This window comes from Flavobacterium tructae, assembly GCF_002217475.1.
Taxonomy (GTDB): Bacteria; Bacteroidota; Bacteroidia; order Flavobacteriales; family Flavobacteriaceae; genus Flavobacterium; species Flavobacterium tructae.
In genome coordinates this window covers 39,297-65,450 of the sequence record NZ_MUHH01000067.1, presented here as the reverse complement: position 1 = coordinate 65,450, position 26,154 = coordinate 39,297, and the positions used below count along the sequence as shown (strand labels likewise).

The following is a 26,154-nucleotide window of genomic DNA, read 5'->3' as shown; positions in this document are numbered from 1 at the left end:
ATTTATTACAAAATTAACCAATATTCGCTTTCGCAGCTAGTGTTTGGGCTGAAAAAAAACAAAAAAATCTGACATCACTGTTTGAAGGATTTAATTCATTAAATTAGAAACGGATTTCTTTGTAGTATGATAAATGTCATATTTAAAGTCGCCTCTTATTTTGAATATTTGTGGTATCAAAAAAAACAAATTATGAGTGAACAAAGTTGTTTTCATTGCGGACTTACGATTCCTAAAAATGAAGTAATCAATTTTGATGAAAAGAAATTTTGCTGTGCCGGATGTAAAACGGTTTACGAAATTTTTAGTCTTCATGATTTAACCGGTTATTATGATTTTGAAAATGCACCCGGCGCTACTCCACAGGATATCACAGGTAAATATGACTTTTTAGACAATGAGGCTATTCTTTCGAAAGTATTAGAATTTCAGGAAGGAAGTACAGCTATTGTTTCTTTAAATATTCCCTATATTCATTGCAGTTCTTGTATTTGGATTTTGGAGAATTTAAACAAAATGCAGCCCGGGATAAGCCTCTCTCAGGTGAACTTTCCGGAGAAAAGGGTTCGGATTACTTTTAATTCAGATACCGTTTCTTTGAAAACTATCGTTTATATGCTTAGTTCTATAGGCTATGAACCTTATATCAGTCTGGAAAATTATGAAACGGGTAAAAATAATGTCGATAGAAGCTTAACGTATAAATTAGGTGTTGCCTTTTTTTGCTTCGGAAACATTATGTTACTGTCGTTTCCGGAATATTTTGAAATAAAAGAATTCTGGCTGGACAATTACAAACCCTTTTTCAGAATCCTGATTTTTATTTTGGCTTTGCCCAGCTTTTTGTATTCGGCAAGTGGTTATTATGTTTCTGCTTACAAAAGTATCAAATCGGGAATGCTGAATATCGATATTCCAATTGCATTGGGAATTATTGTAATGTTTGTTCGAAGTACTTTTGATATCGTCATGAATTATGGATCAGGTTTCTTTGATAGCTTGACTGGACTGGTTTTTTTCATGTTGTTAGGAAAGATGTTTCAGATTAAAACCTATAGCTTTTTAAGTTTCGAGAGAGACTTCAAATCCTATTTTCCAATTGCTGTGACCAGAATTAATTCCGATACTTCAGAAGAAAGTATTCCTGTTTACGATGTTTTAAAAGGAAACAGATTGCTCATTCGAAATCAGGAGCTTATTCCTGTTGATGGAATTCTGATTAGTGAAAAGGCAGAGATCGATTATAGTTTTGTGACGGGAGAAGCGGTTCCGATCACTAAGAAATCAGGAGATAAAGTTTTTGCAGGAGGGAAACATATTGGGAAAGTGATCGAAATGGAAGTGTTGCATTCGGTGTCACAAAGCTATCTGACACAATTATGGAGCAATGAAATCTTCCAGAAAAAAGTATTTCAAAAGCATAAAACAATAACCGATGCGATTAGTAGGTATTTTACACCATTGTTATTATTAATTGCTTTTGCAGGCTTTGGTTATTGGATTTTTATTGATGCCAATACCGCTTTTAACGTCTTTACTGCGGTTCTGATTGTCGCCTGTCCATGTGCATTGGCACTTACTGCACCTTTTACTTTTGGTAATATACTGCGAATCATGGGCAAGCAAAAAATGTATCTCAAAAATGCGTTAGTAATTGAGCAGCTGGCAAAAGTGGATACGATTGTTTTTGACAAAACCGGAACGATCACCACTAATAAAAAATCGAATATTGTGTATGAGGGAAATTCTCTCTCTGAAGAAAATTATATACTTATTAAAAATGTGCTTCGTGCTTCTAATCACCCGTTGAGCCGAATGTTGTATGATTTCCTGCCGGATTCAGATAGAATAAAAATAAATGATTTTCAGGAAATTACCGGAAAAGGAATTCAGGCTTCTACAGAGAATGCAACAATCAAAATTGGATCTGCCGCCTTTGTTGATAGTCCTGTAACGGAACTGTCTGAAATTGAAAAAACAGGTCTTCATATTAGAATCGGTGGTACTTATTATGGAAAATTTACATTTCAGAATAAATATAGGGATGGATTAGAAAAACTTTTTTCAACATTAAGTCATGAGTATCAAATAAAGGTGCTTTCAGGGGATAATGATGGAGAACGCGCTACTTTGCAAGCCATTTTGCCTAAAAATACAGAACTGATTTTTAATCAGAAGCCGGAGCAAAAGTTAGAATTTATCAAAAAACTGCAGGACGAAGGTTGTAATGTGATGATGGTTGGGGACGGTTTAAACGATGCAGGTGCTTTGGCACAAAGTAATGTTGGAATTTCGATCTCTGAAAATGTCAATGTTTTCTCTCCTGCCTGCGATGCTATACTGGATGCAAGTGAGTTCTCGAGACTAAATTATTTTTTAAAATTATCACACAAGTCGATTACAATTATTAAAATGAGTTTTGTCTTGTCACTGCTGTATAATGTTGTTGGGCTTTCCTTCGCAATTACAGGAAATCTGTTGCCATTGGTTGCAGCTATTATCATGCCTTTAAGCACAATTACGATTGTAAGTTTTGTTACTATTATGTCTAACTATTTCATTAACAGTAATTTAAAATCATTATAAATAATTCTGAAGTTATTTTTTATATTTTTAACATAGGACTTCGCCTATGATAATTATCATATTTTACCAGTCAATAACCGAGTAATTTTGTTAGTATAAAACGTAAGGTATGAGTGTTATTTATCTATTAATTTCAGTAAGTATTTTCGTGGCAATTGGATTCTTTGTTGCTTTTATCGTAGCTGTCAAATCAGGACAATACGATGACGATTATACACCCTCAGTCAGAATGCTTTTTGATGATGAGACCAAAATTACCAGCCAAAAGAACAATTCATCAATAAAAGAAAAACAAGTATAATTATGGAAATGGAACAGTTTTATTACGACAACAAAATTGTTAAAAAGTTCATTTACGCTACTATCTTATTTGGAGTAGTGGGGATGTTAGTCGGGCTTACCCTTGCGGTGATGTACCTTTTTCCCAACATAACAGATGGGATCTCCTGGCTTAGTTATGGTCGACTACGGCCTTTGCACACCAATGCGGTGATTTTTGCCTTCGTTGGAAATGCTTTTTTTGCAGGGATGTATTATTCGCTGCAGCGTTTGCTAAAAGCCAGAATGTTCAGCGACTTTTTAAGTAATCTGCATTTTTGGGGCTGGCAGCTTATCATTGTAGCCGCAGCAATCACCTTGCCTTTAGGGTATACTTCTTCAAAAGAATATGCTGAATTAGAATGGCCAATAGATATTGCGATTGCACTTATTTGGGTAGTAATGGGAATTAATATGATTGGTACCATGCTGCGTCGTAGAGAACGCCATTTATATGTAGCCATTTGGTTTTATCTGGCCACATTTGTTACAGTAGCAGTGTTGCACATTTTCAATAATATTGAGATTCCGGTTTCGGCCTTCAAAAGCTACTCCGTTTACGCAGGGGTTCAGGATGCTTTAGTTCAGTGGTGGTATGGCCACAATGCGGTTGCATTTTTCCTTACGACGCCGTTTTTAGGGCTAATGTATTACTTCGTTCCAAAAGTAGCGAATCGTCCGGTATATTCTTATAGATTATCAATTATCCATTTCTGGTCGCTGATTTTTATTTATATCTGGGCAGGTCCACACCACTTATTGTATTCGGCTTTGCCAAACTGGGCACAAAATTTAGGAGTTGCATTTTCAGTAATGCTTATTGCACCGTCTTGGGGTGGTATGATCAACGGACTTCTAACATTAAGAGGAGCGTGGGATAAAGTTCGTGAAGAACCGGTTTTAAAATTCTTTGTAGTAGCAATTACCGGTTACGGAATGGCAACATTTGAAGGACCAATGCTTTCTTTAAAAAATGTAAATGCTATCGCGCACTATACAGACTGGATCGTTGCACACGTACACGTAGGGGCTTTAGCCTGGAATGGTTTCATGTCATTTGGTATTATTTATTGGTTGATTCCGAGAATGACCAAATCGGATTTGTTTTCTAAAAAATTGGCCAATTTTCACTTTTGGATAGGAACTTTAGGAATCATTATTTACACAATTCCATTGTATGTGGCAGGTTTTCAACAAGCGTCAATGTGGAAACAATTTAATCCGGATGGAACTTTAGTTTATGGTAATTTCCTTGAAACGGTTACCGCTATTATGCCAATGTATTGGATGAGAGCCATTGGAGGTAGTTTGTATTTAATTGGAATGCTGACATTGGTGTACAATATTATCATGACCGTAAAAGCAGGTCAGACTATTGAAGACGAATTGGCACAAGCTCCGGCTTTACAAAGAATTAGTAGTGGAAGACTTAATGGAGAGAAATTCCATACCTGGTTGGAGAGAAAACCAATTCAGTTAACCATTTTGGCTACAATCGCTATTTTAATCGGAGGTGTTATTCAGATTGTACCCACTATTATGGTCAAATCTAATATTCCGACCATCTCAAGTGTGAAACCATATACACCATTAGAACTTGAAGGACGTGATTTATATATCAGAGAAGGTTGTGTGGGGTGTCATTCACAATCTGTTCGTCCTTTCAGAAGTGAAGTAGAGCGCTACGGACCACAATCAAAAGCAGGAGAGTTTGTATACGATCATCCATTTTTATGGGGATCAAAACGTACGGGTCCTGATTTGTTGAGAGTAGGTGGAAAATATAATGACAACTGGCATTTCAACCATATGTGGAATCCGCAAAGTACTTCAGCAGGTTCAATTATGCCGGGTTACAAATGGCTTTTTGATAACGAAGCGATGGATGTTTCCCTGACTCAGAAGAAAATGAAGGCAATGGTTTCACTGGGTGTTCCTTATACCGAAGAAGAAATCGCAAATGCGACTAAAACATTGAGAGCGCAGGCAATGACAATTGAAAAAAGTCTGGAGAACGATCCTGACTATGTAAAAAGTTATGAGGAAAGTAAGAAAAAAGCAATTGCTAAAGGTGAAAAATTCATTCCGATGAATGAGAGAGAAATTGTCGCTTTAATTGCTTACATACAAAGACTTGGAACCGATATCAAAGTAAAGCAACCATCTAAATAACAGCATCATGTTTGAGCAAATAAAACACAATATGGAGAACATTTCGGGTATAGAGATTTACCCGATACTTTCTCTACTGATATTCTTTTTCTTCTTTGTAGGCCTGGGTTTTTGGGTGTTCTCCTATAAGAAAGAAAAAATAGAGGAGATGAGTGCGATACCTTTGGATGAAGGGCTTATTATAATTTCAAAAGATAAATAAAAATGAAAAGATTTTTCCCAGTATATGTAAGAGTGCCATTGATTTTTTTCATTGTCTTTGCTCTCATGGAATATTTTATAGATTCCGGTGACAGGCCGGCTTTTATCAAGTATCCAATGGTTTCCATTTTTCTATTTGTTTTTCTGTTTATTCTGATTGCAATCGAAATAACGTTGAGTGCTGTTAATAGGGTAATGTATCAATTAATGTCACCGGAAGAAAAAGCAAAAGCTGATCATGAAAAGAGTTTAAGTCTGACCGAAAGTACCTGGTACAAAGAGTTGATGCATAAACTAACACAAACAGAACCTATTGAAAGAGAAGGCGATTTGTTAATGGATCATGATTATGACGGTATCAAAGAGTTAGATAACAATTTACCGCCTTGGTGGGTATATCTATTCTACATCTGTATCATATTTGGTGTAATCTATGTAGCTCGTTACGATATTTTTGGAGGAGACGATCAGGAAACTGAGTTGAGAAAAGAAATGGCTCAGGCTAAAATAGATGTTGAGGAATATCTTAAAACAGCTCCTGATTTGATGGATGAAAAAACAGTTGTCTTATTAACAGATGATGCAAGTTTGGCAGCCGGTAAGGAGATCTTCATGACCAATTGTGCAGCCTGTCACAGAGCAGACGGTGGTGGTCAAATTGGACCAAACCTGACCGATGATCACTGGATTTTAGGAGGCGGAATTAAAGAAATTTTCCATACGATTACCAATGGAGGACGTGACGGAAAAGGAATGGTTTCCTGGAAAACCAATGGGATGAAGCCAAAAGAAATTCAAAAAGTAGCGAGTTACATTTTGTCTTTACAAGGCAGTAATCCAAAAGATCCAAAAGAACCGGAAGGAGAAGTTTGGGTAGATAAAAGCGCTCCTAAAAAAGGAGACACAGCAGATAAAACAAAAGATAGTACAGAAGTTAAAAAATAATACCATGTCAAATTTACCAGACGAAGCTTTTAGAGATACCATTGGAACCATTGATGAAGGCGGTAAGAGAAAGTTTATTTTTCCTAAAAAACCGTCTGGTAAGTTTTATGAATACCGGAAAATAGTCAGTTATGTTTTGTTGGCGATTTTAATTGCGAATCCGTTTATAAAAATAAATGGAAACCAGTTTATGATGTTCAACATTATCGAACGACGTTTCAATATATTTGGGTTTCCATTCTGGCCACAGGATTTTTATCTCTTTGTGATCTCAATGTTGGTGGGTGTTGTATTTATCATCTTATTTACAGTCGTTTTTGGAAGGATTTTTTGCGGATGGATTTGTCCGCAGACTATTTTTCTTGAGATGGTCTTCAGGCGAATTGAATATTGGATTGATGGAGATCGCGGTGCACAAATGCGACTTGCAAAACAGGAATGGAACGCGGAGAAAATCCGAAAAAGAGGTATTAAATGGACTCTCTTTTTCTTAATTTCTTTCGGAATTGCCAATGTGTTTCTAGCCTATCTGGTTGGAAGTGACGAACTTTTTCTGATGGTAGAGCAAGGACCAATTCAGCAAGCCAGTAATTTTATAGCGTTGCTTATTTTTACGGGAGTCTTCTATTTCGTGTTTGTCTGGTTCCGAGAGCAGGTATGTATCATTGCTTGTCCTTACGGGCGTTTGCAAGGAGTACTGCTGGACAATAAGTCAATCAATGTGGCGTATGATTTTGTACGTGGAGAAAAGGAGGAAGGCCGAGCCAAATTCAGTAAAAAAGAAGACAGAGCCTTAACCGGAAAAGGAGATTGTATCGATTGTCATCAATGCGTACACGTTTGCCCGATGGGTATCGACATTAGAAACGGAACACAGCTGGAATGTACAAACTGTACAGCCTGTATTGATGAATGTGACTCCATCATGGAAAATGTTGGTTTACCTAAAGGACTTATTCGTTACGCGTCTGAAGACGAGATCGAGAAAAAAGCTCCTTTTAAGTTCACCACAAGAATGAAAGGATATACAGCCGTTTTGTTTATTCTGTTAAGTGTATTTGTTGGAATGTTGTTTTTAAGAACCGATGTTCAGGCTATTATTCTACGTTTACCAGGACAGCTTTTTCAGCACAAAGGAGATAAAATAAGTAATGTGTATACCTACAAAATTGTCAATAAGACAATGAAAGATTATAATGATATTCATTTTGAGCTAATCGATCAAAAAGGTGAAATTAAAAATGTGGGAAAAACGCATTTTAAAGTAGTTAAAGAAGGCATTTCGCAAGGAACATTGTTCATAGAAATAGACGAAGTACTTCTGGAGAGCGATAAAACGAAAGTTAAAATAGGGGTTTATAATGGTAAAGAGCTGCTGGAAACCACTACCACTAACTTTTTAGGTCCGCGAAGTTTTAATTAAAAAATACAATTATGAAAATAAATTGGGGTACCGGAATTGTCATTGCATTTGCATTGTTTATGAGTTTCATTTTATATTTTGTTTTTGAAGTACAATCGAATAGTAAATACGACAATGATTTAGTTGTCGAAGAATACTATAAGCATGATTCACATTTTCAGGAAGAAATGGCACGTATTCAAAACGCTCAGGATTTACAGCAAAAACCTTCAATTGCCTATCATAAAGATGGAGTTGAAATAGTTTTTCCTGCCGTTTTTGAAAACGATAAAGTCAAAGGTAACATACTGTTGTACCGTCCGTCAAATAAGAAATTTGATTTTAATACCCAAATTGCTTTAACAAACTCAGCGTTGTTAATTCCGAAAAACAAACTCGTGAAAGGACGTTGGGATGTCAATATGGAATGGCAGTATGGAGGAAAAAAATACCTGTCTAAAGAGGTAATCTATGTAAATTAATATTTTAAGACCGATCAATTGAAAAGATTCCTTTTCAGTTGATTTTGTCTTTATTCGCACAGCAGTTTTACTTAGCAATAGTAAAGCAAGCTGTATCAAAAAACTAAAAAGATGTTGTATTCCGCTTTCATATTTGGATTAATCAGCAGTTTACACTGTATCGGAATGTGCGGTCCAATTGCTATGATGTTGCCTGTGGACCGACAAAATGAGGCTAAAAAGGTAACTCAGATTATTACCTATCATTTAGGCCGATTGACTGCGTACGCAACTATTGGACTTATTTTTGGTTTATTAGGAAGAGGATTCTTTTTGGCCGGACTTCAGCAAAAAATGTCCATTTTTATTGGTTTGGCGATGATAGTCGTTGTTCTAATTCCAGAAAAGGCTTTTTCTAAATACAACTTTTCCAAGCCGGTCTATAAAATTATCTCCCGGGTAAAATCAAGCTTAGGGAATCAATTTAAAGACAGGAGCTACAAATCTCTCTTTACAATCGGACTGTTGAATGGCTTCTTGCCTTGCGGAATGGTTTATGTAGCCTTATTTGGAGCTATAGCCATGCAAAGCGCTAGTTTAGGAGTGCTGTATATGCTATTGTTCGGTTTAGGAACGGTACCGTTAATGACGGTTGTTGTGTATGTCAATTCATTAATTAAACTCCCATTCCGAAATAAGATTCAGAAAGCAATTCCTTATGTTGCTGTTATTATCGGAGTATTATTTATCCTGAGAGGACTAGGTCTCGGAATTCCTTACATTTCTCCATCCAATATGAGTTTGTTTGTTCAGTCGACTCCTAATTGTCATTAAAAGGAGATCATGCGAAAAATTGTGTAGCATTAAAAGCAGAGTAGCAGAAAAAGTTGTAAACTGATAAAAAAATGTGATTATAAAGGTTCGCTCCTTAATCTTAAGAGTTATTAATATCAGATGAAATACCATTTTAAGGGAGTTGATCTTAATTAGAATTTTCTTCCCCGGGTTTAAATGTTTGAAACAGATATGGGCTGAAAGCCCAAAAGAATAAGCATAGTGCAACGCACTATGAGTTAGATAAAGATACAGAATTGCCCTGAAAGGGCAAGAGCCTCCGCAAATCATGCTGATTCTAATAAAAATCATACAATTTCTTAGAGGATTTCATAGAAAGCGGGAAAGATGTTTTTTGTTATACTTTAGTTTTACCCTTTTAGGGTGTAAACAACTATCCCGATCGTTCACAGTACTCCGCAGAATACTATTATTAATGCTCCTTCATAGCAATTTAAACCGTCATAGAAAAGAGGTTTGTTTCCGGAGATTTTCTTTTTAAATGCAGATCGAAAGCCATACAAATGTTACGTACAAAAGGTTTTCCTGCTTCGGTAATCTTAATTTTATTTTCTTCAATTACAATTAACTGATCGTTTTCCATTTCTTTTAAATCGGATAAAACCGCTGGAATTTCTTTGAAATACAAAGATTCATCACCCCAGGAAGTTTCAAATTCACAGGTTAAGTTTAAAATATGTTTTCGGATGATGAGATCTTCATCATCGAGAATATGGCCTTTCACCACTGGTAGTTTGTCTGATTCCAATAATTGGTAATATTCTTCCAGGGTTTTGGTATTTTGGGCAAAACTATACCAGCTGTCGCTAATAGAGGAAACGCCTAAGCCTATCATAAGCTGCGTTTTTGAGGCGCTATAGCCCATAAAGTTTCGGTGTAGTTTTTTATTTTGCGCCGCTTTGTATAAACTGTCGGAGGCGAAGGCAAAATGATCCATTCCAATTTCATGATAGCCATTTTGTCCCAGCAATTGTTTGCCGACTTCATATAGTTTTCTTTTCTCGGCATCTTTCGGAATGTTTTCGTCATTAAATCCACGTTGGCCATTGCCTTTGATCCAGGGCACATGAGCATAACTGTAAAATGCCAGACGATCCGGTTTTAAGGAGTTCGTTTTTTCAACAGTATCAATAACATTTTCTACCGTTTGAAAAGGCAGACCAAATATAATATCATGACCAATTGAGGTATATCCTATTTCTTTGGCCCAAAAGGTAACTTTTGCCACATTGTGAAAAGGCTGGATCCTGTGAATCGCTTTTTGTACCTTTTCGGCATAATCCTGAACACCAAAACTTACCCTTCGAAAACCTAAATAATATAACTTTTTAAGCTGTTCGTAAGTGGTATTGTTCGGATGGCCTTCAAAACTAAACTCGTGATTTTCGGCTTTTCGGGCATTTTTAAAAATACCATTGATAAGCTGTTCCAGATTGTTTACAGAGAAGAAAGTTGGAGTTCCGCCACCCAAATGGATCTCTTTTATAAGTGGTTTTTCCGGAAGTAAATTACAATATAAACTCCATTCTTTCAAAAGAGCTTTTATATAAGTTTCTTCAACATTATGATTTTTAGTAATTCGTTTGTTGCATCCACAAAAAGTACATAAACTTTCACAGAAAGGCAGGTGAATGTACAAACTGATTCCGTTTTGAGAATTGCTCTCTGCAAAAGCCCTCCGGAATGATGTAATCCATTTTTGTTCATTAAAATTATCTTCATTCCAATAAGGAACCGTAGGATAACTGGTATATCTTGGACCGGGAACGTTGTATTTTTGCGTTAATGAAATTTTCATAAAAGAGGATTTTGGATCCTCAAAATTAGAGCACTGCTGTCGAAAATAAAATGACAAATATCATGTAAAAAAAAAGAGACTCAAAACGAGCCTCTTTTAGTGAATTAAATAACTAACATTTAAATAGAATCCTGTATGATTTTAAGCCATTTTTTCGCAAACACATGATCTTGATAAGCACTTATTTGTTTAATACGGTCATCGTCGAAATCATAGAAAGCAATTGTATTTTTTTTAGAAGTTTCTTTGTCCAGAAATTCAAAATCGATTTTTAGTATGGTATCCGAGTTTCCGTCGGTCGTTAGTGCTAATTTGCAGGAAGAGACATTTTTTAAATCAACATAAGTAGATTCTTCCTGATTGGGATTGAAATTCATCAGAACGAATTTTTTATCCTTCTGATCAATTGTTAGTGTTTTATTACTTTGAGATTCAGTCAGATCAAAGTTTTCCGGATGTGTTGGATTGAATCTCTTTTTTATGTTTAGGATTTTAGATTTGTTGGCAGCGTTTGAACGTGCTGAAAAATAAATAGGAATGGCTACTATGATGGCGATCACAATACCAATTATGGTTACACTTGTTTCCATTTGTTTTAAAATTTGATAAATTGATATGAAATAGTAAACAGTTTTCAGATTGAAAACGGCTTAATAATTGGGAAAAGAAAGATCTTTTCGATTAAAAATTCATAAAGTAATCTACCAGAAAAAATGGAAGGGGTAGAGCATTAAAAGAACCTTTTTGCTCTGAGTGCTAAATTGATTGGCAAAGTTTGAGGCAGTATTTAAGGCCTGATGCTGAGGAACAGTGACCAATAAAGAGTCAAACCATTTGATTAAACCGGAAGGATTGGTTTTGATATTCCCTATCAGATGATAACCGGTTTGTGGCTGAATAAAAGCCAAAGAGTCGGTATAGTCGATAGAAAAAGTAGTGTCTGTTTTTTTACTTTCACTTTTGTCAACAACAGACTCGTTTGCCTGAGTGGCAAAAAAAGTGATGATCAAAAGTGATAAAAAAGCAACAGCCTTACGAATCCAATTCATGGTCGCGAATTTAACTCTTAAAAGACAATTAAAGAAATTTTAAAGGATTAATTAACGTTTGGAAAGGGGCTAATTATTTTATCCTCAACTTTTAATTGGTACAGTTGAGGATAAAACAAAGTTATTGTTGCATTTTGAAATAATAGTCAGCTGAGTGTTTTCCGCTTCCATAGAATAAAAAGAACACACAAACCAATAAAACTACAATTGCAAGAATCAAGCTTTCAGAATGCATGTGTCCCATAAAATTAATCAGAACGGCCCCAAAAAGGATGGGTAATTGAGCAGCTATTGCCCAACGGGTAAGCAGCCCGAAAACAATCATGATACCTCCAATCATGTGGGCTGGTGCGATGTAATGTAAAAGAAACATTCCACCGCCAAATTTATCAATAGGAGAAATCAAATCATGCAGATACTGAACATTCGTTACAAATGAAACTCCTTTCATAAATAAAAAAACACCCAATACAATACGTACTAAATCTACAGGTAAATAAGTGTGCGAATTGGCCCATTTATTTAAGCTTTTTACATTTTCCATGATACTATGTGATTAAAAATTACTCACTAAAGTTACTGATTTTTAATGATATATTTATTTTTAAGTAGCTGAAAATAAGTTTTTTACTTTTTATTTAACGCATTTATGGGAATGTTTTAAAACTTAAACCTGAATCACTCCTAAATTAAAGGGTTTTTGAATTAAGAATCAGGTTACAAATAAGTGAAAAGATAATTTTAATTTTTTTCTACTTTTTGGAGCCTTTCTTCAAGATCATTGATTTTTTTATTTTGCTGAATCAAGTGAAGAGTTAATTCTTCAATTTTTTGAAGAAGTTTAGCATTAATTTCTCCTAAGTTTAATCCATTTTCAATTACATCTTTTTCAGAAGGTATATTTTCCAGATGACCATTTTTATTTATGTAATTTTCAGTTTCTTTAAGAGTTGGTAAGTTATACTCTTTCTTAAAAACAAAATCTGACCAACCATTCATATCAACTTTAACTTCTTTCGAATGGATTGCGCCGTTTACATCTAATTTATTTGATGGATTTACTGTACCAATACCAATATTGCCATATGCGCTAAAGACCATTATGTTTTGTTGATTAGAGCCATTACTATCAGCTAGTAAAAAAGTCATTCCCTGATTTGTAATTCCATTAATTCCTGCTCTAATTATTGCGTGTCCTCCTTGAGTATTTAAAATACTAACTTGCGATGTTAAACTTGATAATTCACCACTAATGGTAAGTTTGCTAAAAGGGTTTGTAGTGCCAATACCGACATTATCATCAGTAGGGAATATATTGGTTGTCTGAGCAAAATTGATTTGATTTGAGAATATTAAAAAGAAGAATAGTAGTTTTTTCATTTCTTGTATTTAACTATTTTTTTTGAAAGGTGTTTAAGTCTTCTTTTAATTAAACCTGAATCACTCCTAAATTAAAGGGTTTTTGAATAGGAGCGTGGTTGGCGGCTTCAATTCCCATAGAAATCCAGGTACGGGTGTCAAGCGGATCAATAATAGCATCTGTCCACAATCTTGAAGCGGCATAGTAAGGTGAAGTTTGCGCATCATAACGTGCTTTTATTTTGTTAAACAGCTCCGTTTCTTTTTCTTCGTCTACGATTTCTCCTTTTGCTTTTAGTGAAGAAGCTTCGATTTGAGCAAGTACTTTCGCAGCCTGAGTTCCACCCATAACCGCAAGTTCGGCACTTGGCCAGGCGAAAATTAATCTTGGATCATAAGCTTTTCCGCACATTGCGTAGTTTCCGGCACCGTAAGAGTTTCCAACGATAACGGTAAATTTAGGAACAACCGAATTACTTACAGCATTTACCATTTTAGCACCGTCTTTTATAATTCCGCCATGTTCTGACTTTGATCCGACCATAAAACCGGTAACGTCCTGTAAAAAAACTAAAGGTATTTTCTTCTGATTGCAGTTGGCAATAAAACGAGTGGCTTTATCAGCACTATCGGAATAAATTACGCCTCCAAATTGCATTTCTCCTTTTTTAGTTTTCACTACTTTTCTCTGGTTGGCTATAATTCCAACAGCCCAGCCGTCAATTCTGGCATATCCGGTAATTAGAGACTGACCGTAACCTTCTTTGTAAGCTTCAAATTCTGAATTATCAACCAGACGATTGATGATTTCCATCATATCATATTGCTCGTTTCTCGCTTTTGGCAGGATTCCGTAAATATCTTTAGGTTCCAGAGCAGGTTTTTCAGCTTTGATACGGCTATAGCCGGCCTTATCAAAATCACCGATTTTGTCTACGATGTTTTTTATCTTTTCGAGGGCATCTTTATCATCTTTGGCTTTATAATCGGTAACACCTGAAATTTCACAATGTGTTGTAGCACCACCCAAAGTTTCATTGTCGATAGTTTCTCCAATGGCTGCTTTAACCAAATAGCTTCCAGCAAGGAAAATACTTCCCGTTTTGTCTACAATTAAGGCCTCGTCGCTCATAATAGGCAAGTAAGCACCTCCGGCAACACAGCTGCCCATTACAGCAGCAATTTGGGTGATTCCCATACTGCTCATTTGTGCATTGTTTCTAAAGATTCTTCCGAAGTGTTCTTTATCAGGGAAAATTTCATCTTGTAAGGGCAGATAAACACCGGCACTGTCTACCAGATAAATGATTGGCAATCGGTTTTCCATGGCAATTTCCTGTGCACGCAGGTTTTTCTTTCCGGTAATTGGAAACCAGGCACCGGCTTTTACGGTAGCATCATTGGCTACCACTATGCATTGTTTTCCTCTAATGTATCCTACTTTAATGACAACACCTCCAGACGGACAGCCGCCATGTTCGGCATACATTCCTTCGCCAACAAAAGCTCCGATTTCAATACTTTTAGAATTTTCGTCTAACAAGTAATCAATACGTTCGCGTGCGGTCATTTTACCTTCAGCATGTAGTTTTTCAATACGTTTTTCGCCTCCTCCTAATTTTACTTTAGCAAATTTTTGTTTTAGTTCAGAAAGTAGTAATTTATTGTGATCTTCGTTTTTATTGAAGTTTAAATCCATAATATTTTAATGTTTTAACAAAATAGTGTTGGCTAATTTACAAAATCAATTGAAACCCACATAATAAATGTTGTGCTGTTATGAAATTAAATTAAGGTTCTTATAGTTAAATTTTCAGTATCTTTTGGAAGAAGTAAAGTGCCTGTTTAGGATAAAAAAAAACCGGAAGCGAACTTCCGGTTTTTTATATCATCATTTTTTTATTTTTTAATATCACAAACCATTCGTTTTAGAAGGGCCCATTGTTTTAAAGCATCTCGGGCTTCTACGGCGGGATAACCTAACATGGTTTTTCCGGCAGCAACATCACAAATAACTCCTGAGCCTGCTCCAACTACAGCACCATCACCAATTGTGGTATGGTCTTTAATGGAAGCGCTTCCACCAATGATAACACCATTTCCTAAAGTTACAGAACCGGCTAAACCGCTGTTTCCTGCCATGATGCAAAACTTACCTAGTTTACTGTTGTGCCCTATTTGTACCAGATTGTCAATTTTGCAGCCATCACCAAGAATAGTAGAGCTGAATTTTCCGCGGTCTACACAAGTATTCGCGCCAATCTCAACTCCGTTTCCTATAATTACGTTTCCAATTTGTGGAATTTTCACCAATCCTTTTTCGCTGCATGGACGAAATCCAAAACCATCAGCTCCAATTGTTGCATTAGGATGAATGATACAATCGTTGCCGATATGACAACGTTCTCTTACAACTGTTCCGGACCAGATAACCGTATTATTACCAACGGTTGATTCGTCAAGAATAGTTACGTTTGGGTAGATAGTGGTATTGGAACCAATCTCTACTTTTGGTCCAATGTAGCAGCCGGCACCAATTTTGGCACCTTCACCAATAATGGCTGTTTCGTCTACAGTAGCAGTTTTGTGAATATTAGTATGGAATATTGGGGCAGGTGGGGCAAAAAGGGCCAGAATTTGAGACATGGCCAGATCGGCATTTTTTACTTTGATAAAGGCACGATTTTCCCCTGGCTCTATTGAAATATCTTCGTTAACTACTGCAATGGATGCATTTGAAGTTGACCAGTATTTTTCATATTTTTTGTTTCCTATAAATGAAATTTCTGAAGTTGTCGCTTTTTCTAGTTGCTCTGTGGCTGTAATGCTTTGTGAAGTAGTGCCGTAAATTACGCCATTGATTACTTCGTTAATTTCTTGAATTGAATAGGATTTCATTTAATGAATGTAATAGATTATAGGGGTTAATTTTTTCCAAATAAAATCAATTAGATTCTAATTACCTAATGTTATTTTTGAGTTTGTTGAAATATATTTAAAATAATAGTTTAAATATTACAAAATTAACATTTTAGCTATTAATTTACTAATGTTTTTTAGTTTGTATTTAAGTTGGTACTGCTGGTTTTTTGATACGAATGAGGGGGGATTCGATTTGAATTGAAATGGGAAATCAATAATTAATTTATTGATAAGTAGTGGCTTACAAATGTAATACAAATCATTTGAAAAAAAGCATGGAATAAAAAAAATCGATTCACTTTGTTAGAAGGAATCGATTTTTAATTTATTTAATTTTAGAAAGAGAAACTGCATTAATACAATATCGCAGACCACTAGGTTCGGGGCCGTCAGGAAAAACATGTCCTAAATGGGCATCACAGGTATTGCAAACGACTTCAACTCTAATCATTCCGTATGATTTGTCGGCATGGTATGCAATGGCATTTTCTTTTAAAGGCTGAGTAAATGAGGGCCATCCCGTTCCTGACTCAAACTTCTCAGAAGCATCAAATAATAAAGTTCCGCAGCATTTACATTCATAAATTCCGGGATCAAACAAACTGCAAAGTTCAGAACTGAAGGATCTTTCGGTACCTTTTAATCGGGTTACCTGAAATTCTTCAGGAGTTAAAAGTTGTTTCCATTCTTCCTCCGTTTTTTCTACTCTTTTTTCCGGTATCGGATTTCCTTTATTTGTAAAATGAATTACATCTGCCCATTTTATCATAACTTTTTCTTTTAAGTTTTCAGTCTCAGTCCCAGTATTCAGTCTCAGTGAACTGAAAACTGCGACTGAAAACTGATTACTAATTTATTCTTCCTCTTTCTGTCCCATCATCATTAAGTAGGCTTTTAGGAACGGATCTATATTTCCATTCATAACCCCATCAACATCGCTGGTTTCGTAGCCTGTACGAACATCTTTTACTAGTTTATAAGGTTGCATTACGTAATTACGTATTTGTGAACCCCATTCGATTTTCATTTTTCCGGCTTCGATATCGGCACGTTGCGCTTGTTGTTTCTTTAACTCAATTTCATACAATTGAGAACGTAACATTTGCATAGCACGTTGTCTGTTGTCCTGTTGAGATCTTGTTTCAGAACATTGAATCTGAATTCCGGTTGGCTTGTGTACTAATTGCACTTTGGTTTCGACCTTATTTACGTTTTGTCCTCCGGCACCACTGGAACGGGAAGTTGTAATTTCGATATCGGCAGGATTAATGTCAATTTCGATACTATCGTCAACAAGCGGATAGACATAAACAGATACAAACGAAGTATGACGCTTGGCATTACTGTCAAAAGGAGAGATTCGCACCAAACGATGCACTCCGTTTTCGCCTTTTAGATAACCGAAAGAATAATCGCCTTCGAATTCTAAAGTTACGGTTTTAATTCCGGCCACATCACCTTCCTGAAAGTTAAGTTCTTTGATTTTGTAACCGTAACTTTCTCCCCACATCATGTACATACGCATCAGCATTCCGGCCCAGTCACAGCTTTCTGTTCCTCCGGCTCCGGCTGTAATTTGTACTACGGCACTTAAACTGTCTCCTTCATCTGAAAGCATGTTTTTAAATTCGATGTTTTCAATATGAGCCTGAGTAGTGTTGTAATGCTCGTCTAACTCTGCTGCAGAAAGTTCGCCTTCTTTATAAAAATCATGCGCAAGTTGCAATTCATCAGTAAGTTCAATTGCTTTGTTGTAATCTTCGATCCATTTTTTCTTGTTTCGAAGGTTTTTTACAATAGCTTCAGCTTCTTTTGCATTGTTCCAAAAATCAGGTGCAAAAGTTTTTTCTTCCTCGTTCGCAATTTCGATTAGTTTGGCATCAACGTCAAAGATACCTCCTCAACGCACCAAGGCGCTCCACAATACCTTTTATTTGTTCGGTCGTTGTCATAAATTAATAGTAGTTTTATATGTTTTTTACAAATATTACGTTAATTTGGTTCTATCGTTATCGGGAAGTTAAAATTTACTGAAACTTACCAAAATTAACTAACAGTAATACGTAATTTTGCTGTACAAAAATAAGATATAGTTTTTAGAATATGGAAATAAATTTAATTAGCGATACCATTACTAAACCAACATATGAAATGTTGCAGTATATGTTTAATGCTCATGTTGGGGATGACGTATACAGGCAAGATCCTACAGTTATCGAATTAGAGACTAGAGTTGCTGAGTTTTTTGGTATGGAAGCCGGGCTTTTTTTTCCGTCTGGAACTATGGCAAATCAAACCGCAATTAAATTACATACACAGCCCGGAGAACAATTGATTGCAGATAAATACGCTCATGTTTATCATTATGAAGGAGGAGGAGTTTCGTTCAACAGCGGTGTATCCTGTTGTTTGTTAGACGGACATAGAGGGATGATAAATGCCAGTCAGGTTGCTGCGGCAATCAATGATCCTGAGTTTTATCACAGTCCGTTAACCAGTTTGGTTTGTGTAGAGAATACCACCAATAAAGGAGGTGGGGCTTGTTATGAATTAGAAGATTTAAGAGAGATAAAAAAAGTTTGCGATGCTAATAATCTGAAATTCCATTTGGATGGAGCCAGAATTTGGAATGCATTAGTGGCTAAAAGACAAAATCCAAAAGAATTTGGGGCAATTTTCGATACAATATCGGTTTGTCTGTCTAAAGGATTAGGCGCTCCAATAGGTTCTGTACTGCTTGGAACGAAAGAAGATATTCGTAGAGCGTTGAGAATCAGGAAAATACTTGGTGGAGGAATGCGTCAGGTAGGATATTTGGCCGCAGCGGGATTGTTCGCTTTGGCGCATAATATTGAAAGACTGGCAGAAGATCACAGAAGAGCTAAAGAAATTGCGGCTGTACTAAGTACAAAATCGTGGGTTTCAGCAATAGAGCCTGTAGAAACGAATATTTTGATTTTTTCTTTGGCAGAAGGATATAGTGATCAGCTTTTGATTGAAAAGCTAAAACAAAAAAATATTTTAATAAGCTCGATGGGACATAATAAGCTTAGAATTGTCACACATTTAGATTACAAAGAAGTAATGCATACCTATGTAATTGAAACGTTGCAGAAATTCTGATGAAAGGGACTAAGGTTCTGAGGCTCTAAGATTCTGATTCAAAAAGTTTTAAAAAAAATGCTGTCACTTTAGGACAGCATTTTTTTTACAAGTAGCCTTTAAAATCAAGCCTTGGTTACTTAGTAGCTCAGAACCTTAGTGTCTTAGTGCCTTTATTTAAAAAGATTATCCATTCCCGGAATCATTGGCATATCCATTTTGGCAACGGCATCCAATTCTCTTTCGTTTACGCTTGTTGCTTTTTCTATTGCTTTATTCAGAGTTACAATAAGGTAGTCTTCAAGTTGTTCTTTATCTTCTAATAAAGAATCATCAATACTGATTGATTTTACTTTTCTATTGGCTGTTAATGTTATTTTTAATAATCCGTCAGCGCTTTGTTCATCAATCAAAACGGTGTCTAAACGTTTTTTTGTATCTTCAATTTTTTGCTGGGTTTCTTTAAGTTTACCCATCATTCCCATTAAATCCATTTTAGTTGATTTTTAAATTATTCCGTACAAAATTAGTATATTGCTGTATGAAAGCAACATATATTTTATGAAAAAATTAATTTGGTTCTGTTGCGTTTATAGTATTTTTGCTGCTTCGTATTTAAAAACTAATGCTCAATCAATGCAAAACGATATAGTGGCCCCAATAGCCAAAGAAGTTCCAAAATCACTAAAAAAACATAAAGAAACCAGAGTCGATAATTATTTCTGGTTAAATGATCGCGAAAACCCTGAGGTAATTGATTATCTGAATCAGGAAAATGCCTATTACGAGAGTATGACTTCACATACAAAAGGGCTTCAGGAAGACTTGTATGAAGAAATGAAAGGAAGAATTAAAGAAGATGATTCCTCTGTTCCTTATTTTTACAATGGATATTATTACATCACCCGTTTTGAGACAGGTCAGGATTATCCAATTTTTGCCAGAAAAAAAGGAAGTCTCTTGGCTGAAGAAGAAATTTTATTCAATTGCAATGAATTGGCAAAAGGACATGCATATTTTAAATTAGGAGGTTTAAGTATAAGTCCTGATAATAAATTTGCAAGTTTTGGAGTTGATCTTGTAGGAAGAAGAATTTACACGATTCAGTTTAAAAACTTAGAAACGGGAGAAATTTTACAAGATAAAATCGAAAATGCAACTGGAGGATCGGTTTGGGCCAATGATAATAAAACTGTTTTTTATACCAAACAAGATCAAGTAACTTTAAGAGCGGATAAAATTTTCAGACACAAATTGCATACAGATGCTGCAAAGGATGTTTTGGTTTTTAATGAAACTGATGACACTTTTAATGTTTCTGTGAGTAAAGAGAAATCAAGAAAATATATCGTAATTGGCTCCGGAAGTACCTTAACTACAGAATACAGAATTTTGAATTCTGATAACCCAGACGGCGAGTTTGAAGTATTTCAGACCCGTGTTCGTGGGCTGGAGTATAGTATTTCGCATTATGAAGATTCATTTTATATTTTAACGAATAAAGACAAGGCAACTAACTTCAAGCTGATGAAAACTCCTGAAAACAAAACAGGAAAAAGGAATTGGGTAGATCTTATTCCGCATCGTGAAGATGTTTTATTGGAAGATATTGAAATTTTTAAGAACTATTTAGTGGTGGAAGAACGTTCAAATGGTTTGAATCACATTCGCATTATGCCGTGGAATGGTGAGCCCGATTATTATTTGCCTTTTGGCAGCGAAACGTATAACGCATATACCACAACAAATGTTGATTTTGATACGGATATTTTGCGTTACAGTTATCAATCGCTGGCAACACCATCTTCTGTGATCGATTTCAATATGAAGACTAAAACCAAAGAAGTTTTAAAAGAACAAGAGGTTTTAGGAGGAAAATTTGACAAAGAAAATTATATCGAAGAGCGTGTTTGGGCGACAGCCAGAGATGGTGTTAAAGTGCCTATTTCAATGATTTACAGAAAAGGGTTGGAAAGAAACGGTAAAAATCCGTTACTTCTTTATGCGTATGGTTCTTACGGAATCACAATGGATACTTATTTTTCTTCTACAAGACTTTCATTACTGGATCGTGGTTTTGTTTACGCAATTGCCCATATCAGAGGAGGAGAAGATTTAGGTAGACAATGGTATGAAAATGGAAAACTGTTAAAAAAGAAAAATACCTTTACAGATTTCATCGATTGCTCTAAATTTGTAATTAACGAAAAATTTACTTCTTCTAAACATTTGTATGCAGAAGGAGGATCAGCCGGAGGACTTTTAATGGGAGTTATCTCAAACGAAGCGCCGGAACTGTACAATGGAGTGATTGCTCAGGTGCCTTTTGTAGATGTTATTACCACAATGCTGGACGACAGTATTCCGTTGACCACAGGAGAATATGATGAATGGGGAAATCCCAACAATAAAAAATATTACGATTATATGTTGTCGTACTCGCCGTATGATAATGTAAAAGCTCAAAATTATCCTAATATGTATGTTTCTACCGGATTGCATGATTCGCAGGTGCAATATTGGGAGCCTGCCAAATGGGTAGCCAAATTGAGAAACTTAAAAACAAATAGCAATTTATTGTTTTTAGACACCAATATGGATGCCGGACATGGTGGGGCTTCAGGACGTTTTGAGGCTTTAAAAGACTTAGCAAAGGAATTTAGTTTTTTATTAGATTTAGAAAAAATTAAAAGCTAATTAGATTTTTTTTGTTAAATTTGCAACCTATCAAGGTTATTTTAAAATGCCTTTGATTAACTATTTTTTTATGAAAGAAGAAATAAACGCTTATAATAATGTTTTAGAATTAATAGGCAATACCCCCCTTATTAAACTAAATAAAATCACCGAAGAGTTAGAAGGTAATTTCTACGCAAAGGTAGAAGCTTTTAATCCAGGACATTCCTCAAAAGATAGAATAGCGTTATACATTCTTGAAGAGGCCGAAAAAAAAGGTATTCTGTCGCCAGGTGATACCATAATCGAAACGACATCCGGTAATACAGGTTTTAGTTTGGCTATGGTAAGCATTATAAAAGGTTATAATTGTATTTTGGCAGTAAGTTCAAAGTCATCGAAAGATAAAATTGACATGTTGAGGAGTTTAGGTGCAAAAGTTTATGTATGCCCGGCTCACGTTTCAGCAGATGATGAAAGATCATACTATAATGTAGCGAAACGTTTACACGAAGAAACAAAAGGTTCTGTGTACATTAATCAATACTTTAATCAGTTGAATATTGATGCACATTATAACTCTACCGGACCAGAAATCTGGGAACAGACAAAAGGAAAAATTACGCATCTTATTGCCTGCAGCGGAACAGGAGGAACGATCTCAGGAACTGCAAAATTCTTAAAAGAGAAAAATCCAAATATCAGAATTTTAGGTGTTGATGCTTTTGGATCAGTATTAAAAAAATACCACGAAACAAAAGAATTCGATAACAAAGAGATTTATCCGTACCGTATAGAAGGTTTAGGTAAAAATTTAATTCCTTCGGCTACAGATTTTGATATCATCGATAAGTTCATGAAAGTGACGGATGAAGAAAGTGCTCACTCTGCAAGAGAGATTACCAGAAAAGAAGGGTTATTTGTAGGATATACTTCAGGAGCTGTAATGCAAGCTATTAAGCAATACGCAGAAGAAGGAGAGTTTACTAAAGACAGTAATATTATCGCTATTTTTCCGGATCACGGTTCTCGTTATATGAGTAAAGTATTCAGCGATGACTGGATGAACGAACAAGGCTTCTTTGACAGTGTCAATGAAGAAGAAGTTCAAAAAATTGAATTTGTAAAGTAGTACGGTAAACTGCTTTTCTAATATATTGCCTCATTCGTTTTGCGAGTGAGGCTTTTTATTTGTGAAATGTTCTAAACTACAGGGAATAAATAACGATATCCTGTGTGTTTAAACAACATGTTTGGAGTAATAAAAAGCCTTCTTAAATATTTAAGAAGGCTTTTTGTTTTTTAGTGTTGTTTTTTTTGTTGTCCCGGTGCATAAGCTTTAGCACTTTTACTTCCGGAGATTTTTTTAGCCTGCCCTGGTGGAATTTTACCGGAAGGAGTACTTTGTGTATGTACACTACAGCTTATTATGCTAAGGAGTAAAAAGACAATAACCAAAAGAATTACTGCAAATTTGGTATATTTTGATGTTTTCATTATTTGTTTTTTTAGCTGCAAATATATTAAACTGTATGAGTTTTGTTATTTCTCCTTTGAAAGAATTTTGATCATTTGTGCGAAATAAACAGAACTATGAAAATTAATGTGTGTACTTGCAATTTGGGTAAGTTATGATAAAAAGAAAAATATTTTTAGTTCTTCCCAACCTTTTCATTTAAAAGGCACTCTATATAAGTATAATCGTCTTTGAACGGTTTAAACTAAAAATAGTATCGTATGAAAAAGAAATTCACTTTAGAAATAGCCAACCCTTGTTCTGAAAATTTTGATAATATGATTCCTAATTCACAGGGCTCGTTTTGTAGTTCCTGTGCCAAGAATGTAATTGATTTAAGCCGAAAAACGAACTCTGAAGTTGCCAGGTTCATCGCCGAGAATAAAGATCAGAACATTTGTGCGCGATTAAAAACAACACAGTTAGAGGAGGAGTTTGTACACCAGGAGACTTCCAAAATGAATAATCTGAAGTATGCGGCAGTAGCAGCTTCTATTTTACTGGCTTCAAATGTTACAGGACAGGAAAAAACTCCGGTTAAAACGGAAATAAATGAATCGGTACCTAAAAGTAATATTCTGGGCAAAATAGCCATTAGTCAAACCGTTCAGGAAGAAATTTCGATAACAATAAAAGGGAAGTTGTTAGATGCAAAAACAAACAGGCCATTAAACGGCAAGATCTATCCGAATCTAACGCTTAGTATTAATGACTCACAACCTCCTATGAAAATAGATTCGAAAACAGGTGATTTTTCGATTACGTCTCTGGTTTCTAAAAATGGTGAAGCACTTATGATTACAATCTCGAGCGGTGATTATTATTTATCCAAAACGATTCCTTTTGACCTTAAAAAAGTGAAAGGAAATGTTCTTCATCAAAACATAAAGATCAACACAGAGGAGTTGATTAAGGTTTATATTGCCGGAGGATTAGGCATTAATTATTCAGAAAAAAAAGTGATTAAAGAGAATTGATTGATTTGTTGTTTTTTTGAATAGAAAAAGCTCTGGGGTTTCCAGAGCTTTTGGTGTTTATAGAAGATAAAATGTTTCGAGAAGTACTGATGGAACACTAATTTTCAAGATATTTGGCAAACAATGGTTTGTTCTTTTGGTACAAATCAAAAAGTTTACTAATATTTAGTACATCCAGATTACCTCTTGTGTTTTTATATAAAATATCCTGTTTTTGTGATTCCGGAGCATTCATGGCAGGAGATAAATCGCTGAAAATTTGAAGATTTAAATTTTCGAATAAAAAGATAACCTCTGATATTTGTTGTGACGAAACATCTAATGTACTATCTAATAGCTGTGTTTTTAAGGTAGATTTGCCCGTAGAATTAATTAAATTATATTTTATCACAGAATAAGTACGGCCATTATAATCAAGATCAAATTTTGCTTTTAAATAAACAGAATCAGTAGCATTCTTTTTGATGCTAGAAATGATAGCAGCATTCTTTGTCTGATCGTCTTTATCAAAAGTACTAATTTTAGCACTTTTAAAAACAGATGTAAAATTGATACTCTTACTGACGTCTAAAATAGTATTGTCATCACAATTGTTATTATCTGTCATCGTAAAAAATCGCTGGTTAGCATCATCAAAGCTCCAGGTTTGGGTTTCATCGTATAATTTGTTGATATCTAAAAATTTGTTGGTACTTAATGTTTTCTGAATAAGGTTATTCATCAAAGCATTGCTTGTTTTCTGCCCATTTATTAATTGTAAAATTCTACAGGATCTGAAAGTCCACAAGATATCAGTAATTTTTTGTTGGTTTGCCAGATTATAAATGTACCATTTGTTATCTTTTTTTATGCAAGAAAGTAAGGTAGGAAACTTAAAATCGATTCCATCTAAATCAGCAATAAAGTTTATAAAACACATCTCAAAACCTTCATGTTTGTAGGAGAGCTTATGCAAAAAAACTACTTTGCTTTTTTCTTTATTTAGTTTTTTTAAGGTATTAAAATGTTTCTCTTCATTAGGATTAAAACTTTTTTCTTCCAGATAATTATTCTTTAACCAGTCATTGTTTGTAGCAAAAAAGTAAGATTGGACTAATCCTTCTACAGTTGATCTATCTACTTTTGTAATATCATCAATTTTGTATTTAAAATTATCTGTGGAATTATAGATATGAAAATCGACAGTATTGTCTCCTGAATATTCTAAAACCAGATTTTGTCCATTTCCAGTTGTAAAGAAAAGAATGATTAAAAGAGTTAGATACTTTTTCATTTTGATTTGATTTTTAATATTAATAAAATTAGGATAAGCGGAATGAGTGAAAGATTAAAATACAAGTTCGCAACAGCATTCATTTTTTCAGAGCTAATATATTTTTTGTCTTCTAAAAAGGCAATACCATTGATGCTGTTTTTTAAGACGTTTATTTTTTCTACTTTTTGATGATAAAAGCTATCTAATACATTTGAATTTACGTACTTACAAGTAATCTCCTGTTTAGTTTTGGAGTATAATAAATGTCCTCTGATTATAGTGTAATCCTTGAAAGTTGTGGATGATCCCTGATTTGAAGTTGCCTGAGTTTCAATATAGGCGGTATCGACTACAAAAACAGCATCTTTCAAATATTCTTTAGGATTGTACAATGCGATATAATTTTCATAATTTTCCTGAAAGGGTTTTTTTATATTTCCATCAATAAGGCCATGTACAGCCATTGTAGTGGTAACAATAAACGAAACAAGCAGATGTATTAATAATATGATCTTTATGATCTTATATTTTTTGAAAAAAATACTATTCTTTATTTTCAT

At 34.9% G+C, this 26,154-nt stretch carries 25 protein-coding genes; 12 read left to right on the top strand and 13 right to left on the bottom strand.

Annotated features, from left to right (window positions below):
- The first annotated feature begins 192 nt into the window (after positions 1–192).
- From B0A80_RS20085 to B0A80_RS20050, 8 genes are all read left to right on the top strand, one after another.
- Positions 193–2,586 carry a heavy metal translocating P-type ATPase gene (locus B0A80_RS20085; protein WP_089078452.1) on the top strand — a complete coding sequence of 798 codons (2,394 nt, stop codon included), beginning with the start codon at positions 193–195 and terminating at the stop codon, positions 2,584–2,586.
- 109 nt (positions 2,587–2,695) lie between these two features.
- Positions 2,696–2,887, top strand: a complete 192-nt coding sequence (gene ccoS, locus B0A80_RS20080) for a cbb3-type cytochrome oxidase assembly protein CcoS (protein ID WP_017498331.1) — start codon at positions 2,696–2,698, stop codon at positions 2,885–2,887.
- Positions 2,888–2,889: 2 nt separating this feature from the next.
- Positions 2,890–5,076 carry a cytochrome-c oxidase, cbb3-type subunit I gene (ccoN, locus tag B0A80_RS20075; protein WP_089078446.1) on the top strand — a complete coding sequence of 729 codons (2,187 nt, stop codon included), beginning with the start codon at positions 2,890–2,892 and terminating at the stop codon, positions 5,074–5,076.
- A 7-nt stretch (positions 5,077–5,083) separates the two neighbouring features.
- Positions 5,084–5,278, top strand: coding sequence for a CcoQ/FixQ family Cbb3-type cytochrome c oxidase assembly chaperone (locus B0A80_RS20070; protein ID WP_026110175.1), 195 nt, complete (start codon positions 5,084–5,086; stop codon positions 5,276–5,278).
- Between the two features lie 2 nt (positions 5,279–5,280).
- Entirely contained in the window at positions 5,281–6,222 is a 942-nt protein-coding gene (locus B0A80_RS20065) for a cbb3-type cytochrome c oxidase N-terminal domain-containing protein (RefSeq protein ID WP_070906716.1), read from the top strand.
- Between the two features lie 4 nt (positions 6,223–6,226).
- Positions 6,227–7,645: a cytochrome c oxidase accessory protein CcoG gene (gene ccoG, locus B0A80_RS20060; protein ID WP_070906715.1), complete on the top strand. Its 1,419-nt coding sequence runs from the start codon at positions 6,227–6,229 to the stop codon at positions 7,643–7,645.
- 11 nt (positions 7,646–7,656) lie between these two features.
- A complete protein-coding gene (locus B0A80_RS20055; RefSeq protein ID WP_070906714.1) occupies positions 7,657–8,106 on the top strand; it encodes a FixH family protein in 450 nt (149 codons plus the stop codon).
- Between the two features lie 111 nt (positions 8,107–8,217).
- The gene (locus B0A80_RS20050; protein ID WP_089078445.1) at positions 8,218–8,919 is read left to right on the top strand and encodes a sulfite exporter TauE/SafE family protein; all 702 of its coding nucleotides are present in this window, start codon (positions 8,218–8,220) and stop codon (positions 8,917–8,919) included.
- A gap of 454 nt (positions 8,920–9,373) precedes the next feature.
- Here B0A80_RS20050 and hemN read toward each other — a convergent pair whose 3' ends face one another.
- The 9 genes from hemN to prfB all read right to left on the bottom strand — a co-directional run bounded on the left by hemN (position 9,374) and on the right by prfB (position 18,020).
- Positions 9,374–10,738: an oxygen-independent coproporphyrinogen III oxidase gene (hemN, locus tag B0A80_RS20045; RefSeq protein ID WP_089078444.1), complete on the bottom strand. Its 1,365-nt coding sequence runs from the start codon at positions 10,736–10,738 to the stop codon at positions 9,374–9,376.
- A 119-nt stretch (positions 10,739–10,857) separates the two neighbouring features.
- Positions 10,858–11,328 carry a hypothetical protein gene (locus B0A80_RS20040; protein ID WP_017498340.1) on the bottom strand — a complete coding sequence of 157 codons (471 nt, stop codon included), beginning with the start codon at positions 11,326–11,328 and terminating at the stop codon, positions 10,858–10,860.
- Between the two features lie 111 nt (positions 11,329–11,439).
- Entirely contained in the window at positions 11,440–11,787 is a 348-nt protein-coding gene (locus tag B0A80_RS20035; protein WP_089078443.1) for a hypothetical protein, read from the bottom strand.
- 121 nt (positions 11,788–11,908) lie between these two features.
- Positions 11,909–12,331, bottom strand: coding sequence for a DoxX family protein (locus tag B0A80_RS20030; protein ID WP_017498342.1), 423 nt, complete (start codon positions 12,329–12,331; stop codon positions 11,909–11,911).
- Between the two features lie 197 nt (positions 12,332–12,528).
- Positions 12,529–13,167, bottom strand: a complete 639-nt coding sequence (locus B0A80_RS20025) for a hypothetical protein (RefSeq protein ID WP_089078442.1) — start codon at positions 13,165–13,167, stop codon at positions 12,529–12,531.
- 49 nt (positions 13,168–13,216) lie between these two features.
- Positions 13,217–14,845, bottom strand: a complete 1,629-nt coding sequence (locus B0A80_RS20020; protein WP_089078441.1) for an acyl-CoA carboxylase subunit beta — start codon at positions 14,843–14,845, stop codon at positions 13,217–13,219.
- 200 nt (positions 14,846–15,045) lie between these two features.
- On the bottom strand, positions 15,046–16,044 hold the full coding sequence (gene lpxD, locus B0A80_RS20015) for a UDP-3-O-(3-hydroxymyristoyl)glucosamine N-acyltransferase (protein WP_017498344.1): 999 nt from the start codon (positions 16,042–16,044) through the stop codon (positions 15,046–15,048).
- Positions 16,045–16,393: 349 nt separating this feature from the next.
- Positions 16,394–16,837 carry a peptide-methionine (R)-S-oxide reductase MsrB gene (msrB, locus tag B0A80_RS20010; protein WP_017498345.1) on the bottom strand — a complete coding sequence of 148 codons (444 nt, stop codon included), beginning with the start codon at positions 16,835–16,837 and terminating at the stop codon, positions 16,394–16,396.
- Between the two features lie 84 nt (positions 16,838–16,921).
- Positions 16,922–18,020 (bottom strand): peptide chain release factor 2 gene (gene prfB / locus B0A80_RS20005; RefSeq protein ID WP_123923490.1). Its coding sequence is split into 2 segments (ribosomal slippage): positions 16,922–17,956 and positions 17,958–18,020, totalling 1,098 coding nucleotides; the frame shifts between segments, so codons are not numbered across the junction.
- 151 nt (positions 18,021–18,171) lie between these two features.
- On the opposite strand from prfB, the gene B0A80_RS20000 reads away from it, so the two are divergent.
- Entirely contained in the window at positions 18,172–19,191 is a 1,020-nt protein-coding gene (locus tag B0A80_RS20000) for a threonine aldolase family protein (protein ID WP_017498347.1), read from the top strand.
- 152 nt (positions 19,192–19,343) lie between these two features.
- Here B0A80_RS20000 and B0A80_RS19995 read toward each other — a convergent pair whose 3' ends face one another.
- The gene (locus B0A80_RS19995) at positions 19,344–19,664 is read right to left on the bottom strand and encodes a YbaB/EbfC family nucleoid-associated protein (RefSeq protein WP_017498214.1); all 321 of its coding nucleotides are present in this window, start codon (positions 19,662–19,664) and stop codon (positions 19,344–19,346) included.
- A gap of 67 nt (positions 19,665–19,731) precedes the next feature.
- Between B0A80_RS19995 and B0A80_RS19990 the strand changes: the two genes are divergently transcribed.
- Positions 19,732–21,867: a S9 family peptidase gene (locus B0A80_RS19990; protein ID WP_089078440.1), complete on the top strand. Its 2,136-nt coding sequence runs from the start codon at positions 19,732–19,734 to the stop codon at positions 21,865–21,867.
- Between the two features lie 70 nt (positions 21,868–21,937).
- Positions 21,938–22,978, top strand: coding sequence for a PLP-dependent cysteine synthase family protein (locus B0A80_RS19985; RefSeq protein WP_026110163.1), 1,041 nt, complete (start codon positions 21,938–21,940; stop codon positions 22,976–22,978).
- A gap of 170 nt (positions 22,979–23,148) precedes the next feature.
- Here the strand turns inward: B0A80_RS19985 and B0A80_RS19980 are convergent, their stop codons facing one another.
- On the bottom strand, positions 23,149–23,343 hold the full coding sequence (locus tag B0A80_RS19980; RefSeq protein WP_017498217.1) for a hypothetical protein: 195 nt from the start codon (positions 23,341–23,343) through the stop codon (positions 23,149–23,151).
- A gap of 240 nt (positions 23,344–23,583) precedes the next feature.
- Here B0A80_RS19980 and B0A80_RS19975 point away from each other — a divergent pair, with 240 nt between their 5' ends.
- Entirely contained in the window at positions 23,584–24,339 is a 756-nt protein-coding gene (locus tag B0A80_RS19975; RefSeq protein ID WP_017498218.1) for a hypothetical protein, read from the top strand.
- A 97-nt stretch (positions 24,340–24,436) separates the two neighbouring features.
- Here the strand turns inward: B0A80_RS19975 and B0A80_RS19970 are convergent, their stop codons facing one another.
- Together B0A80_RS19970 and B0A80_RS19965 are read right to left on the bottom strand one after the other, a co-directional pair.
- Positions 24,437–25,612: a hypothetical protein gene (locus tag B0A80_RS19970; RefSeq protein ID WP_070906707.1), complete on the bottom strand. Its 1,176-nt coding sequence runs from the start codon at positions 25,610–25,612 to the stop codon at positions 24,437–24,439.
- The gene (locus B0A80_RS19965) at positions 25,609–26,154 is read right to left on the bottom strand and encodes a hypothetical protein (protein ID WP_124020602.1); all 546 of its coding nucleotides are present in this window, start codon (positions 26,152–26,154) and stop codon (positions 25,609–25,611) included. The genes B0A80_RS19970 and B0A80_RS19965 overlap by 4 nt, the downstream gene beginning before the upstream one ends.